This window comes from Variovorax sp. PAMC 28711 (assembly GCF_001577265.1).
In the GTDB taxonomy this organism is placed as follows: Bacteria; Pseudomonadota; Gammaproteobacteria; order Burkholderiales; family Burkholderiaceae_C; genus Variovorax.
Genome location: NZ_CP014517.1, coordinates 1,077,127 through 1,091,587 on the forward strand (window position 1 = coordinate 1,077,127; position 14,461 = coordinate 1,091,587).

18 protein-coding genes are annotated in these 14,461 nt (G+C 65.1%); all 18 read right to left on the reverse strand.

Translation table 11 applies throughout. The annotated features are described in order from the left end of the window. Nucleotides 1-30: 30 nt before the first annotated feature. Nucleotides 31-660 (reverse strand): imidazoleglycerol-phosphate dehydratase HisB, encoded by a 630-nt coding sequence (gene hisB, locus AX767_RS05485; protein ID WP_068629353.1) that lies wholly within the window; start codon nucleotides 658-660, stop codon nucleotides 31-33. Beyond that, nucleotides 657-1,733 (reverse strand): histidinol-phosphate transaminase, encoded by a 1,077-nt coding sequence (gene hisC, locus AX767_RS05490; RefSeq protein ID WP_068629354.1) that lies wholly within the window; start codon nucleotides 1,731-1,733, stop codon nucleotides 657-659. Before hisC ends, hisB begins: the two co-directional genes overlap by 4 nt. Before the next feature lie 13 nt (nucleotides 1,734-1,746). Then, a complete protein-coding gene (locus AX767_RS05495; RefSeq protein ID WP_237288560.1) occupies nucleotides 1,747-2,136 on the reverse strand; it encodes a hypothetical protein in 390 nt (129 codons plus the stop codon). Next, nucleotides 2,103-2,576 carry a putative colanic acid biosynthesis acetyltransferase gene (locus AX767_RS05500; RefSeq protein ID WP_068629356.1) on the reverse strand — a complete coding sequence of 158 codons (474 nt, stop codon included), beginning with the start codon at nucleotides 2,574-2,576 and terminating at the stop codon, nucleotides 2,103-2,105. Before AX767_RS05500 ends, AX767_RS05495 begins: the two co-directional genes overlap by 34 nt. 74 nt (nucleotides 2,577-2,650) lie before the next feature. Further along, a complete protein-coding gene (locus AX767_RS05505) occupies nucleotides 2,651-3,697 on the reverse strand; it encodes a glycosyltransferase (protein WP_068629358.1) in 1,047 nt (348 codons plus the stop codon). Nucleotides 3,698-3,717: 20 nt separating this feature from the next. Continuing rightward, on the reverse strand, nucleotides 3,718-5,040 hold the full coding sequence (hisD, locus tag AX767_RS05510; protein ID WP_068629360.1) for a histidinol dehydrogenase: 1,323 nt from the start codon (nucleotides 5,038-5,040) through the stop codon (nucleotides 3,718-3,720). 4 nt (nucleotides 5,041-5,044) lie between these two features. Continuing rightward, a complete protein-coding gene (hisG, locus tag AX767_RS05515; RefSeq protein WP_068629362.1) occupies nucleotides 5,045-5,695 on the reverse strand; it encodes an ATP phosphoribosyltransferase in 651 nt (216 codons plus the stop codon). Further along, complete coding sequence (gene murA, locus AX767_RS05520; protein WP_068629364.1) at nucleotides 5,692-6,975, reverse strand: UDP-N-acetylglucosamine 1-carboxyvinyltransferase; 1,284 nt, start codon at nucleotides 6,973-6,975, stop codon at nucleotides 5,692-5,694. Before murA ends, hisG begins: the two co-directional genes overlap by 4 nt. A 10-nt stretch (nucleotides 6,976-6,985) precedes the next feature. Then, nucleotides 6,986-7,228 carry a BolA family protein gene (locus tag AX767_RS05525; RefSeq protein ID WP_068629366.1) on the reverse strand — a complete coding sequence of 81 codons (243 nt, stop codon included), beginning with the start codon at nucleotides 7,226-7,228 and terminating at the stop codon, nucleotides 6,986-6,988. 6 nt (nucleotides 7,229-7,234) lie between these two features. Next, the gene (locus AX767_RS05530; RefSeq protein WP_068629368.1) at nucleotides 7,235-7,999 is read right to left on the reverse strand and encodes an ABC transporter permease; all 765 of its coding nucleotides are present in this window, start codon (nucleotides 7,997-7,999) and stop codon (nucleotides 7,235-7,237) included. Then, a complete protein-coding gene (locus AX767_RS05535) occupies nucleotides 7,996-8,943 on the reverse strand; it encodes an ABC transporter ATP-binding protein (RefSeq protein ID WP_068629371.1) in 948 nt (315 codons plus the stop codon). The genes AX767_RS05530 and AX767_RS05535 overlap by 4 nt, the downstream gene beginning before the upstream one ends. 34 nt (nucleotides 8,944-8,977) lie before the next feature. Further along, complete coding sequence (locus tag AX767_RS05540; RefSeq protein ID WP_068633385.1) at nucleotides 8,978-9,256, reverse strand: STAS domain-containing protein; 279 nt, start codon at nucleotides 9,254-9,256, stop codon at nucleotides 8,978-8,980. Nucleotides 9,257-9,284: 28 nt separating this feature from the next. Continuing rightward, on the reverse strand, nucleotides 9,285-9,941 hold the full coding sequence (locus AX767_RS05545; protein ID WP_082754837.1) for an MlaC/ttg2D family ABC transporter substrate-binding protein: 657 nt from the start codon (nucleotides 9,939-9,941) through the stop codon (nucleotides 9,285-9,287). An 83-nt stretch (nucleotides 9,942-10,024) separates the two neighbouring features. Next, nucleotides 10,025-10,768 carry an MlaA family lipoprotein gene (locus AX767_RS05550; RefSeq protein WP_068629373.1) on the reverse strand — a complete coding sequence of 248 codons (744 nt, stop codon included), beginning with the start codon at nucleotides 10,766-10,768 and terminating at the stop codon, nucleotides 10,025-10,027. After that, a complete protein-coding gene (mlaD, locus tag AX767_RS05555) occupies nucleotides 10,765-11,250 on the reverse strand; it encodes an outer membrane lipid asymmetry maintenance protein MlaD (protein ID WP_068629375.1) in 486 nt (161 codons plus the stop codon). Before mlaD ends, AX767_RS05550 begins: the two co-directional genes overlap by 4 nt. 19 nt (nucleotides 11,251-11,269) lie before the next feature. Then, entirely contained in the window at nucleotides 11,270-12,052 is a 783-nt protein-coding gene (gene mlaE / locus AX767_RS05560) for a lipid asymmetry maintenance ABC transporter permease subunit MlaE (protein WP_068629377.1), read from the reverse strand. Further along, complete coding sequence (locus AX767_RS05565) at nucleotides 12,049-12,876, reverse strand: ABC transporter ATP-binding protein (protein ID WP_068629379.1); 828 nt, start codon at nucleotides 12,874-12,876, stop codon at nucleotides 12,049-12,051. The genes mlaE and AX767_RS05565 overlap by 4 nt, the downstream gene beginning before the upstream one ends. 93 nt (nucleotides 12,877-12,969) lie before the next feature. Further along, nucleotides 12,970-14,448 (reverse strand): glutamate synthase subunit beta, encoded by a 1,479-nt coding sequence (locus tag AX767_RS05570; protein ID WP_068629381.1) that lies wholly within the window; start codon nucleotides 14,446-14,448, stop codon nucleotides 12,970-12,972. Nucleotides 14,449-14,461: the final 13 nt, after the last annotated feature.

The following is a 14,461-nucleotide window of genomic DNA, read 5'->3' on the forward strand; positions in this document are numbered from 1 at the left end:
CGTAGTCGACGACGGCCACTGTGTTCGTGGTCAGAGCGAGCCTTTCGTCGAAGGAATGACGCCGACCGAGCGCGGGTCGAGCTCAAGCGCAGAGCGCAACGCGCGCGCGAAGGCCTTGAACACCGTTTCGCACTGGTGATGCGCGTTGACACCCTTCAGGTTGTCGATGTGCAGCGTGACGAAGGCGTGGTTCACGAAGCCCTGGAAGAATTCGTAGGTGAGCTGGCTGTCGAAGGTGCCGATCATTCCGCTGGTGAACGGCACATGCATCACCAGGCCCGGACGCCCCGAGAAGTCGATGACGACACGGCTCAGCGCTTCGTCGAGCGGCACGTAGGCGTGGCCGTAGCGGCGAATGCCCTTCTTGTCGCCGACGGCCTGGGCGACCGCCTGGCCAAGCGTGATGCCGACGTCTTCGACCGTGTGATGGCCATCGATGTGCAGGTCGCCCTGGCAATCGATGGCGATGTCGATCAGGCCGTGGCGCGCGATCTGGTCGAGCATGTGGTCGAAGAAGCCGATGCCGGTGGACAGCTTCGCCCGGCCGGTGCCGTCGAGGTTGACGCTGGCGGTGATCTTCGTTTCGGCGGTGTTGCGCGTGACGGTCGCGGTCCGTGCGCCGGCCGCGACGACGGCTTCGGGGGCGGTGGGAGTGTTCATAGTGAGGCTTCGAGGGCGGCGAGCAGCTGCGCGTTTTCGTCGGCCGTTCCGACGGTGAGACGCAGGCAATTTGCCAGCAATTCGTGCATTTTAGAAACGTTCTTCACGAGCACGCCGCGCGCCTTCAGGCCGTCGAAGGTCTTTGTCGCGTCCGGTACACGCACCAGGACCATGTTCGCGTCGCTCGGCCACACCTTCAGGCCGGGCAGCGCCGCCAGCCCGGCCAGCAGCGTCGTGCGTTCGGTCCGGATTGCCTCGGCCTGCGCCTCGAACACGTCGGCGTGCTCGAGGGCAAAGAGCGCGCACTCGCAATTCAGCACGCTGATGTTGTAGGGCGGGCGCACCTTGTCGACTTCGGCGATCAGCGCCGCCGGCCCCATCAGGTAGCCGAGCCGCACGCCCGCGAGGCCGAACTTGCTCAGCGTGCGCATCAGCAGCACGTGGCCGTGGCGCTCGATGCGGTCGAGGTAGCTGCGCGAGGCGAACGGCTGGTAGGCCTCGTCCATGACGACCAGTCCACCCTGGGCGCCCTGCGCTTCGACGATCTTCTCGATCACGGCGTCGTCCCACAAATTGGCCGTCGGGTTGTTGGGATAGGCGAGGTAGACGATGGCCGGCTTGTCGCGCGCGATGGCGGCGAGCATCGCGGCCGCGTCGAGCGCGAAGTCGGCGGTGAGCGGCACGCCGATGAACCGGAGACCCTGCAACTGTGCGCTCATCGCGTACATCACAAAGCCGGGGACCGGCGCGAGGATGGCTGCACCGGGCAGGTCGCAGGCCATGGCGAGCAGCGAGATGAGTTCGTCGGACCCGTTGCCGAGCATCAAGGCGAAGCCTTCAGGCAGGTGCGCGTGGATGGCCAGCGCGCGCTTCAGATCGTCGCCGCGATCACCGGGATAGCGGTTGAGCGCGAGCGCGCCGAGCCGCGCGCCGAGCGCCGCCTGCAACGCCGGCGGCAAACCGTAGGGGTTCTCCATGGCGTCGAGCTTGACGAGGCCGCGCGCGTCCTGCACGGCATAGGCGTGCATCGACTGCACATCGGGGCGAAAGCGCGCCAGCGGGGAAACGGTCATGGGAAAAAAGTGGTCAGTGCGTGCAGCGGTAGCTGTTGCCCAGCGCGTTCGACATCACGAGCTGCACCGGCATGTCGGCCTCGTAAATATCGGCATGGCGCGCGAGTTCGGTCTGGTAGAGCGAGCGCGCCATCGACGGCTCGATCTTCCGGTTTTCAATGCAGAACGATGGCTTCTGGCCGTTGCGCAGCGACGCGTCGCTGGCTTCGCGCAACCCCTCCATCACGCCGACAAGGTAATAGCTGGCGTAGGCCTTGCCGTTTTTCTTCTCCTGCGTCTCGAGGGTGCGGAATTCGCGAAGGGTCATCGCGTGGGTGACACCGATCGCCAGCAGCATCACGGCGCCCACCACGAGGCGGAGGCGCCGGGCTAGTCGCGCCGCCGCGGCTTGATCAGCGCGCATGGATTCCCCGCATAAACAGTCCATCCCTCGAGATCGCGCGTCACGACCGAACGCGCACCGACCACCGCACCGTCGCCGATCGTGACGCCAGGGCCCACGAAACTCTGCGCCGCCAGCCACACACCGTCGCCGACGCGGATGTCGTCCCAGATCAACGGAAAGTTGGGCACGTTGTAATCATGCGAGCCGGTGCACAGCCACACGCCCTGCGAGACGCAGGTGTTCTTGCCGATGTGGACCTGGCCGAAGTTGTAGATGTCCACTCCCTCGGCGACGGCCGTGAATGCGCCGATGTTCAGGTGCCAGGGCATCAGCACCTTGATCGCCGGGCAGATCAGCACGCCCTCGCCGATCGTCGCGCCGAACATGCGCAGCAGCAGGATCCGCATCGGTGAAAAGGCACGCGGCCCGAAGCGGCCCAGCACGTTCCAGACCAGCATCCAGGTCGCCCTGCGAAGCTTGTGGCCGAGACTCCAGTGGTGCCTGCTGTTCTGTAGATCCAATGATTCCGGTTTCACGATGCCCCCATCCGTGCGATCACTTTTGCGGTGGTGACGATCGACCGATGGTCGATGTGCGCCTGCGTGGCTTGCGCCCCTGCGGGCCGAAGTGCGATGCCGATCGCCCGCTGTACGCAGTCGACCAGTTCCGACCGATCCTTATAGCAAACGCCCGCCGGCAAAGGCAGCCCGACCTGATCACGCAGCGTCGGCAGGTCCGGCGTGACCACGAGGCAACCCAGCGCCACAGCTTCGGACAGGACGCCCGACACTCGCCAGCTGTATGACAGTTCGTCGTAGGGCAGCACCACCATGTCGCAGGATTCAAGTGCGCGCAGGTAATCGGCTCGGGTCGTAGTGTCGATCACTGCCGCCCGGTCCCGCCAGCGGTCGAGGAATTCCGCGTCGGCTGTGCCGATCAGGATGTCGATCGCCGGCGTGAAACGCCCCTCGGCGCTGGCCCTGGCGATCGCATCGAGCGCCCAGAGCGGCGACTTCTCTGCCCTGAAATTGCCGATGAACCCGACCACGATGCGGCGCCCGGCAAGCTCGCGCACCGGCGCCCGCCGAACCACGCTGGGGATCGGGTGGGGCAATGCGATCACCCGTGCAGGGTCCGGGTGCGCAGCCACCGGCGTCCAGGTGTCGAGCGACTCGTAGACGACGAAGCGGAAACCCACTGCAGCGAGCGTGCGCATCATGAAGCGATGCACGGGCCGCTTGGCCGCCTGCCCGATGTTGTGGTTGCACAGGAACCACATCGCGCGCCGGCGTGGCCAGAGCACCGGCGCAACCAGGAACAACGGAACCGTCAGGAATTCCCGGACGAGAAGCGCCCGCCCGCCGGACGCATAGGCCTTCGGAACCAGCCTCATATGGCCAAACATTCGGCCGAGCATCACCTTGGCGCGGGGCGGCACGGCGGCACTGTCGAGCAACACCGGATGCATCGGCACCCGCACGAGCTGAACGGTGTCGACCTGGCGACAGGCCGGTGCCAACATTCCCAGCGCGCCGTGCGGATCACGGTAGCGTCTCAGGTAGCCGACGGTATTGAACATGGCCTGCAGGCTATCGCGAATCAGCTCGTGCGCAAACGCAATTCGGCGGCCCGGGCGTGCGCTTGCAAACCCTCGCCCTCCGCCAGCGTGACGGCGATGCGGCCGAGCACTTGCGCGCCCTGCTCGCTCACCTCGATCAAGCTGGATCGCTTTTGGAAATCGTAGACGCCAAGCGGCGAGCTGAAGCGCGCGGTGCCGCTGGTCGGCAACACATGGTTCGGGCCGGCGCAGTAGTCGCCGAGGCTCTCGCTCGTGAACGCGCCCAGGAAAATCGCGCCTGCATGCTTGAGCAGCGGCTCCCAGCGGTGCGGCTCGCTGCTGCTGACTTCGAGATGTTCAGGCGCGATGCGGTTGCTGATCTCGCAGGCCTCTTCCATGCTGCGCGTGTGGATCAGCGCGCCGCGGCCGTTCAGGCTGGCCGCAATGATGTCGGCGCGCTGCATGGTCGGCAGCAAGCGGTCGATTTCGGCCTGCACGCGATCGATGTAGGCCGCGTCGGGGCACAGCAGGATGCTTTGGGCGAGCTCGTCGTGTTCGGCCTGGCTGAACAGGTCCATGGCGACCCAGTCGGGCGGCGTGCTGCCGTCCGCCAGCACGAGGATTTCGCTCGGGCCCGCAATCATGTCGATGCCCACGGTGCCGAACACCCGGCGCTTGGCGGCGGCCACGTAGGCGTTGCCCGGACCGGTGATCTTGTCGACGGCCGGCACGGTGACGGTGCCATAGGCCAGCGCCGCCACCGCCTGCGCGCCGCCGAGCGTGAAGGCCCGCGTGACGCCCGCCACGTACGCGGCTGCCAGCACCAGCGGATTCTTCTCGCCGCGCGGCGTCGGCACCACCATGATGATTTCGCCGACGCCCGCAACGTGCGCCGGAATCGCGTTCATGAGCACGCTCGACGGATAAGCGGCCTTGCCGCCCGGCACGTAAATGCCGACGCGGTCGAGCGGCGTGACCTTCTGGCCGAGCAGCGTGCCATCGGCGTCGCGGTAGCTCCAGCTCTCGCCGGACGCTTTTTTCTGGGCCTCGTGGTAGCTGCGCACGCGGGCCGCGGCAGCTTCGAGGGCTTCGCGCTGGACGGCGGGGAGCGACTCGAAAGCCGCCTTCAGTTCGGCCTGCGTGAGCTCGAGCTGCGCGACCGACACGGCGCCCAGTCCGTCGAAGCGGTTCGTGTATTCGAGCACCGCGTCGTCGCCGCGCCGCTGCACGTCGGCGAGGATGTCGGCCACGACTTTTTCGATGGCCGCATCCGCATCGGCCGACCAGTGCAGCCGCGCCTTGAACTCTTCGTTGAAGGTGGCGGAAGCCGTCGACAGACGGGCGGGAGCAGCGACCAATTTCATGGCGTCAGGACTGTGAGGACTGTGGGATGGCCGACGCGAACGCGTCGATGATGCGGCGAATCGGTTCGCGCTTGAGCTTGAGCGCGGCCTGGTTGACGACGAGGCGCGCGCTGATGTCCATGATGTGCTCGACCTCGACCAGGTTGTTCGCGCGCAGCGTGTTGCCGGTCGAAACGATGTCGACGATGGCGTCGGACAGGCCCGTGAGCGGCGCGAGTTCCATGCTGCCGTAGAGCTTGATCAGGTCGACGTGCACGCCCTTGTTGGCGAAGAAGTCGCGCGCGATGCCGACGAACTTGGTGGCGATCTTGAGACGCGAGCCCTGGCGCACCGCATGCGCGTAGTCGAAGTCGGCACGCGCTGCCACGCTCATGCGGCAGGCCGAGATCTTGAGGTCGAGCGGCACGTAGAGCCCGGCGTTGCCGTGCTCGATCATGGTGTCGAGGCCGGTCACGCCGAGGTCGGCGCCGCCCCACTGCACGTAGGTCGGCACGTCGGACGCGCGGACCAGCACGACGCGCACGTCCGGCTGGTTGGTGGCCAGGATGAGCTTGCGCGATTTCTCGGGGTCTTCGGTCACCTCGATGCCGGCGGCAGCCAGCATCGGCAGCGTCTCGTCGAAGATGCGGCCCTTCGACAGGGCGAGGGTGATCACGCCGCCGCTCCGGTCACACGTTCGATGTCGGCGCCCAGACCGCGCAGCTTGGCTTCGATGCGGTCGTAGCCGCGGTCGAGGTGGTAGATGCGGTCGACCATGGTTTCGCCGTCGGCCACGAGGCCGGCAATCACGAGGCTGGCGGAGGCGCGCAGGTCGGTGGCCATCACGGTCGCGCCCGACAGCTGGTGCCCGCCTTCGACCACGGCCACCTTGCCGTCGACATGGATGCTGGCGCCGAGCCGCACGAGCTCGTTCACGTGCATGAAGCGGTTCTCGAAGATGGTTTCGGTCACGGCCGAGGCGCCTTGCGCCACGCAGTTGAGCGCCATGAACTGGGCCTGCATGTCGGTCGGAAAGCCGGGGTATTCGGTCGTGCGAAAGCCCTGGGCCTTCAACGCGCTGGCACCGGCCGACGCCACGTGGATGCCGCCCTCGACCGCGTCGACAGTGCATCCCGCTTCGCGCAACTTGTCGATCACCGCATCGAGGTGGTCGGCGCGCGCGTGGCGCAGCACGGCATCGCCGCCGGTCGCGGCCACCGCGCAGAGGAAGGTGCCGGCTTCGATGCGGTCGGCCACCACGGCGTGCTCGCAGCCGTGGAGCTTGTCAACGCCCTGGATCCGGATGTGGCTCGTGCCGTGGCCTTCGATCTTCGCGCCCATCTTGATGAGCATTTCGGCGAGATCGACGATCTCCGGCTCCTGTGCCGCGTTTTCGAGCAGCGTCTCGCCATCGGCCAGCGCCGCGGCCATGAGGAAGTTTTCGGTGCCGGTGACGGTGACCATGTCGGTCAGGATGCGCGCGCCCTTGAGGCGCGTCTGCCCCGCCGGCAGCTTGGCGATCATGTAGCCGTGCTCCACGACAATTTCGGCGCCCATCGCCTGCATGCCCTTGATGTGCTGGTCGACCGGACGCGAACCGATGCCGCAACCGCCCGGCAGCGACACGCGTGCATGGCCGAAGCGCGCGAGCAGCGGGCCCAGTGCGAGCACCGAGGCGCGCATCGTCTTGACCAGTTCGTAGGGCGCTTCGGGGTTGCTCAGGTCGCCGGCGTCCAGGCGCACGGTGCCCTTGTCGTCGCGCTCGCTGGTCACGCCCATGTGGTGCAACAGCTTGAGGATGGTCGACACGTCCTGTAGACGCGGCACGTTGTGCAGCGTGACCGGCTGGTCGGTCAAGAGCGCGGCGCACAGTTCGGGCAACGCGGCGTTCTTGGCACCGGAAATGAATACCTCGCCGCTGAGCGTGCGCCCACCGCGAATCAGGAGTTTGTCCATGGAATAAGGCTCAGGGGTTGAGAGCAGCCCACTCGGTGGGCGTGTAAGTCTTCATCGACAGCGCGTGCACTTCGTCGGTCTGCATTTTCGCACCCAGGGTCGCGTAGACGCGCTGGTGGCGCTGAATCGCGCGCTTGCCCTCGAACTCGCCCGACACGATGGTCGCGTACCAGTGACGGCCGTCGCCTTCGAGCGCGATGTGTTCACAGGGCAGGCCGCCCTGGATGATGGTTTGCAGTTCTTCAGCGGTCATGTCGGTTCATCCACGAATCTTGTAGCCGATGCGCAGCAGGTGCACCGCGATCGCGCTGACCACCAGCCAGGCCGTGCCGACGATGCCCAGGCTGAGCCACGGCGACGCATCGCTCACGCCGAAGAAGCCGTAGCGGAAGCCGTCGATCATGTAGAAAAACGGATTCAGGTGGCTCACCTTCTGCCAGATCGGCGGCAGCGAGCCGATCGAATAGAACACGCCCGAGAGGAAGGTCATGGGCATGATCAGAAAATTCTGGAACACGGCCATCTGGTCGAACTTCTCGGCCCAGAGCCCGGCAATGAGGCCGAGCGTGCCGAGCATCGCCGAGCCCAGAAACGCGAACACGATGATCCAGCCCGGCGCTGCGAAGGTCGGCATCGCGAAGAAAATCGTCACGAGAAACACGCCGAGGCCCACAGCCAGCCCGCGGATGACCGACGAACCCACGTAAGCAAAGAACCAGCCCCAATGCGACAGCGGCGTGAGCAGCACGAAGACCAGGTTGCCCATGATCTTGCTCTGGATGATCGACGACGAGCTGTTGGCGAACGCGTTCTGCAGCACGCTCATCATCACCAGCCCGGGCACCAGGAACTGCGTGTAGCCGATCGTTCCGTAGACCTTGACGTGGTCGCCGAGTGCGTGGCCGAACACCAGCAGATAGAGCAGCGCGGTCAACACGGGCGCGCCGACGGTCTGGAATCCGACCTTCCAGAAGCGCAAGGTTTCCTTGTAGAGCAGCGCCTGCCAACCCGTGACGGCGATCATCGGGCGACCTCCAGCGGGGTCTGTTCGCCCGCCATCAGGTCGATGAACACGTCTTCCAGGTCGGCCTTGCGCATTTCGACGTCTTCCACCGCCACGCCGGCTTCGCGGATCGATGCCAGCAGCTGTTCGACCTCGTGCGCGTTGCGCGCCGGCAGTTGCACGATGCGGCCGGTGATGCGCGCGTGCTGCGCGATCGCCCAGGGCAGATCGGCATCGGTCTTGAAGCGCAGCACGTTGCTCGCCGACGCGCTGAGCAACGCGCTGGTGCTGTCGAGCGCGATCACGCGGCCCTGCTTGAGCATGGCAATGCGATTGCAGAGGGCTTCGGCTTCTTCGAGGTAATGGGTCGTCAGCAACACGGTGCTGCCCTCTTTGTTCAGCCGGGCGACGAACTGCCACAGCGTTTGCCGCAATTCAACGTCGACGCCGGCGGTCGGCTCGTCCAGCACGATGACCGGAGGCTTGTGCACGAGCGCCTGCGCGACCAGCACACGGCGCTTCATGCCGCCGGAAAGCTGGCGCATATTGGCAGTCGCCTTGTCGGTCAGGCCGAGGCTTTGCAGCAGCTCGTCGATCCAGGCGTTGTTGTTCTTGATACCGAAGTAGCCTGACTGGATCTGCAACGACTCGCGCACGTTGAAGAACGGGTCGAACACCAGCTCCTGCGGCACGATGCCGAGCGTGCGCCGGGCTTGGGCAAAGTCACGCTGCACATCGAAGCCGTGCACGCTGATGGCACCCGCCGTCGGGCGCGACAGCCCGGCCAGCATGCTGATCAGCGTGGTCTTGCCCGCGCCGTTGGGACCGAGCAGGCCGAAAAACTCGCCCTCTTCAATCTGAAAGGAAACCTCGTCGACCGCGCGCAAGCCGGGCTTGCCCTGGGCGCGCTGTTGTCGGGAAGGGGGATAGGTCTTGGAGACCGACTGGAAGGAGATCGCTGGCATGGGAAGCCGGCGATTTTACGGGCCAGCGGTTTTCCTAGGGGGCGGCGGGCAAAAGGCCGGCGACGCCGTACAGGGAAGCCAGCTCACGCAGCCTCGCAGAAAGGCCCTTGACCGCGAACCCGCGACCGAGGGCGCTGGCCTCGCGACGGACCTCGAGCAGCACCGCGATGGCCGATGAGTCGAACTGTGCCAGCGCGCTCGCATCGATCACCGCGGCCGATCCGGCGTCGGTCTGCCCCGCCAGCCCCTGTTGCAGCATGCGCATGCAGGCTGGGGCTTCTTCGTGGGTGAGACGGGCAGGCAGGACGAGCATCATGGTGTGGGCAACCTGAGCGCGTCGCTCAACTCTTCACGCTGCTCTTGTTGCGCGCAGCCAGCGTGGCGATCAGGCCGTCGATGCCCTTGCTGTTGATCTGCTCGGCGAACTGGGTCCGGTAGGTGTCGACCAGCCACACACCCAGCACATTCAAGTTGTAGACCTTCCAGCCGCCCGCCGCGCCGGGCGTCTTGACCAGGCGGTAATCCAGCTGCACGGGATCACCCCGACCGGTGATTTCGGTGCGGATCAACACCTCCTTGTCGTCCACAGAGCCGCGGAACGGTTTGACCGTGACCGTCTGATCGCTCACCTGGTCGAGCGCGCCGGCGTAGGTGCGCACCAGCAGCGTCTTGAATTCATCCTGGAGCCGGGTCTTTTGCTCCGGTGTCGCCTGGCGCCAGGCCGGACCGACCGCCGAGGCCGTCATGCGCGCGAAATCGAGGTTCGGCAGGATCTTGCTGTCGACCAGCGCCATGATTTTCTGGGTCTCGCCCGCCTTGATCGACTTGTCGGACTTGATGGTCTCGAGCACATCGGTCGTCAGCCGCTTCACCAGCGCATCGGGCGCCTCGTCAGCCGCGTGCGCACCGCGCGAAAGGCCGACCGCACCGCCGACCAGCAAGGCGCCGGCGAGCAGGAAATGACCAAGAGTACGACGGTGCAGGATTGTCTGATTCATTGAAATAAGTCCCCGAAAATGAAACGGTTCAGTGGTTGCAACCCGTTGGAGGCGCGCCATGCCGAGACAGTTCCCCGGCCGGGCTATTGCCCGCCATCGCCGGGGGGATTGCCGTCGTAGACCTCGCTCTGACGCCGTTGCAGGAACGCATCCCGGGTGAACGAGTATTTGTCGAGTGCGGCGTCTTCGAGCATCTGGCTCACGCGCAGCAGGTTGGCACGCCCGTCGACCACGCGCAGGGCGTAGAAAGAATTGCGCCAGGCAATGTCCTGGATGGCACCGACGCCATCACCATAGCTGTCGACCGGCAAGGCTGCAGTGTCGCGCACGGTCGACGGGCCCAGAAGGGGCAGCACCAGATAGGGGCCGGCCGGAACACGGTAATGACCCAGCGTCTGGCCGAAATCCTCGCGATGCCGCTCGATGCCGAGGTCACCCGCCACGTCGAGCAAACCGCCCAGCCCGAAGAAAGTATTGACGTTCAGGCGCATGAACGTTTCCGCGCTGTTTTGCACCTTGAGCTGCAGCACATTGTTGGCAAGGCTCCAGACATCGCTGATGTTGCCGAAGAAATTGCTCACGCCAGTGCGCACCAAGGAGGGCACCACATTGCGATAGGCGGTCGCCGTCGGGCGCAACACCGCGTTGTCGATGCCGTCGTTGAAGCGCATGACGCTGCGATTCATCGGCTCGAACGGATCTGCGGGGTTGGCATTCGGACCGGTGGCACAACCGGCCAACAAGGCAAAGGCGACGGCTGCGCCTGTCGCGCTGGCGTATCGCGCTATCTTTTTAGTAGCAAGAGGAAATGGCTTCAACGTGTTCATTTTTTGGGTGCAGTCCCTGGCGACGCACTTCCGTCCGCCTTGCTGTAGAGGAATTGGCTGATCAGATTTTCGAGCACGACGGCAGATTGCGTCGACGTGATCGTGTCGCCCGCCTGCAGATTTTTTTCGTCTGCACCAGCCTCGATACCGATGTATTGCTCACCGAGCAGGCCGCTGGTCAGGATCTTGAGCGAGCTGTCCTTCGGGAAACTGTAACGGCTCTGTAACTCAAGCGTGACGCTGGCCTGAAAATTCTTGTCGTCGAACGTGACCGATTCAACACGCCCGACCACAACGCCTGCGCTTTTAACCGCAGTTTGTTGCTTGAGTCCGCCGATGTTGTCGAAACGTGCCGTCACGGCATAGGTTTTCTGGAAATTCAGGTTCAACAGGTTGGCCGACTGGAGCGCAAGAAAGAGCAGTGCCGCCGCGCCGATCAATACGAACAGCCCGACCCAAATATCGTTGTTGGAGCGTTGCATAAGTGTGTCTACTTTCGTGTCAGATGCTGAACATCATGGCTGTCAGCAAAAAGTCCAGCCCGAGCACGGCCAACGAGGCCACGACCACGGTTCGCGTGGTGGCACGCGCGACCCCTTCAGGCGTCGGTTGGGCCGCGTAGCCCTGCAGCAACGCCACGAACGTCACGGTGAAGCCGAAGACGATGCTCTTGATGACGCCGTTGCCGACATCCCGCCACACGTCGACCCCGTTCTGCATCTGGCCCCAGAAGGCGCCCGGGTCCAGCCCGAGCATCAGCACGCCCACCACGTAACCGCCCATCACGCCCACGGCGCTGAACACCGCGGCCAGCAGTGGCATGGTGATGACGCCAGCCCAGAATCGCGGCGCCAGAATCCGCTTGACGGGATCGACCGCCGTCATTTCCATGTAGCTCAGCACCTCGTCGCGCTTCATGATGCCCACCTCGGCCGTCAGCGACGTGCCGGCGCGGCCCGCGAAAAGCAAGGCCGCGACCACCGGCCCGAGTTCACGCACCAGGCTCAAGGTGACGAGCAGGCCGAGCGCCTCTGACGCGCCGTAGCGCTGCAGCGTGTAGTAGCCCTGCAACCCCAGCACGAAGCCGACGAACAGGCCGGAGACCGCAATGATGAGCAACGAGTAGTTGCCGAGAAAATGGATCTGGTCGCGAACCAGCGAGAACCGGCGCAGCGACGAGCCGGCCGAGCCGAGGAGGCGCGCGAACAGCCGCGCCGCGCTGCCGATATCGGCCAGCTTGTTGCGCGCGGCCAACCCCACGTCGGAGGGTCGCCACCAGCTCATGCGCGACCTCCGTTGGCGTTGCCGAAATCGTCCGCGACGCTCACGCCGGGATAGTGAAAGTGCACCGGGCCTTCGGGCAGCGCGTTGACGAACTGGTGCACCAGCGGATCGCTGCTTTGACGCACATCCTCCGGTTTGCCCTGGGCCGCAATGCGGCCGTTCGCCAGGATGATCACGTGATCGGCGATCCGGAAAGTTTCTTCGAGGTCGTGCGACACGATGATGCTGGTCAGGCCCAGCGTGTCGTTCAACTGGCGGATCAGCCGGGCGGCCGTACCGAGCGAAATCGGATCGAGCCCGGCGAACGGTTCGTCATACATGACGAGTTCGGGATCGAGCGCGATCGCCCTGGCCAGCGCCACGCGACGCGCCATCCCGCCGGAGATTTCGCTCGGCATCAGGTCGCGCGCATTGCGCAGCCCGACCGCCTCCAGCTTCATCAGCACGATGTCGCGCACCAGCGCCTCAGGCAGCCGGGTGTGTTCCCGCAGCGGAAACGCGACGTTTTCCAACACGCTGCTGTCGGTGAACAGCGCCCCAAACTGGAACAGCATGCCCATGCGGCGCCGCGCCGCATACAAAACGTCGGACGCCATGCCACCGACGTTCTGGCCGTCGAACAGCACTTCGCCGCGCTGTGCGCGCTGCTGGCCGCCGATCAGGCGCAGCACCGTGGTCTTGCCGCCGCCGGAAGCACCCATCAACGCCGTCACCTTTCCGCGGGGCACCTCGAAAGAGACGCCATCGAGGATCGCGCGCGCGCCGTAGCCGAACACGACATCGCGAAATTCAACGAGAGAGGGAGAAGAAAGGGCGGTGTCCATGGAAACAAAAAAAGCCGGGGCACCTTCTCAGGCATCCCGGCGTGCGGTTCCCTTCATGATAAAGGGAGCACCGTTGTGGCTTCGCGACAGTCATCAGCGCGGCAGATCGCTGAAGCCCATCAGGAACTCGTCCACCGAGCGCGCGGCCTGCCGCCCTTCGCGGATGGCCCATACCACCAGCGACTGGCCGCGCCGCATGTCGCCTGCGGCAAACACCTTCGGCACGTTGGTCGCGTAGCCACCAATGAAATCGACGCTCGCCCTGGCATTGCCGCGTGCATCTTTCTCGATGCCGAAAGCGTCGAGCACGGTGGCCACCGGGTTCACGAAGCCCATGGCCAGCAGGACGAGGTCGGCCTTCAGGATTTGCTCGCTGCCTGCGACCTCGACCATCTTGCCGTCCTTCCACTCGACCCGAACGGTCTTCAGGCCGGTGACCTTCTTTCCGTCGCCGATGAACTCCTTGGTCGAGATCGCGAACTCGCGCTCGCAGCCTTCTTGATGGCTGGAGCTGGTGCGCAGCTTGATGGGCCAGTAAGGCCAGGTCATCGGCCGGTTTTCTTCCTCGGGCGGCTGCGGCATCACCTCGAACTGCGTGACGCTGACCGCGCCGTGGCGGTTGCTGGTGCCCACGCAGTCGGAGCCGGTGTCGCCGCCGCCGATCACGATGACATGCTTGCCGTCGGCGCGCAGTTGGCCCTTGAGCTTGTCGCCCGCGTTCACGCGGTTCTGTTGCGGCAGCATTTCCATCGCGAAGTGAATGCCGTCCAGTTCGCGGCCGGGCACCGGCAGGTCGCGCGATTGCTCCGAGCCGCCGGTGAGCAGCACCGCGTCGAATTCCTTGTCGAGCTGCTCGGGCGTAACGGTTTCCTTGGCCAGGTTCGTGACCTTCGAGCCCTTGCCCATCGGGTCTTTGGCGGCACCGACGACGACGCTGGTGCGGAACACCACGCCTTCGGCCTGCATCTGCTCGACGCGACGGTCGATGTGCGTCTTCTCCATCTTGAAGTCGGGAATGCCGTAACGCAGCAAGCCGCCGATGCGATCGTTCTTCTCGAACAGCGTGACGTCGTGGCCCACGCGCGCGAGCTGTTGCGCCGCCGCCATGCCGGCAGGCCCGGCACCGACCACGGCGACCTTCTTGCCGGTCTTGTGCTGGGCCACGCGCGGCGTGACCCAGCCTTCATCCCAGGCGCGGTCGATGATCGCGTGCTCGATCGACTTGATGCCGATGGCGTCGTCGTTCACGTTCAGCACGCACGCCGCTTCGCAGGGCGCGGGACAGATGCGACCGGTGAACTCGGGAAAGTTGTTGGTCGAATCCAGCACCGCGAAGGCGTTCTGCCAGTCATTGCGATACACCAGATCGTTGAAATCAGGAATGATGTTGTTGACCGGGCAGCCGCTGTTGCAGAACGGCGTGCCGCAGTCCATGCAGCGCGCGCCCTGTACCTTCGCCTCTTCCGGCGTCAGGCCGACCACGAATTCCTTGTAATGCTTGAGACGCTCGTCCACGGGCTTGTAGCCCTCTTCGATACGCTCGTGCTCCATGAAGCCGGTGATTTTTCCCATCGTGCTGTCCTCT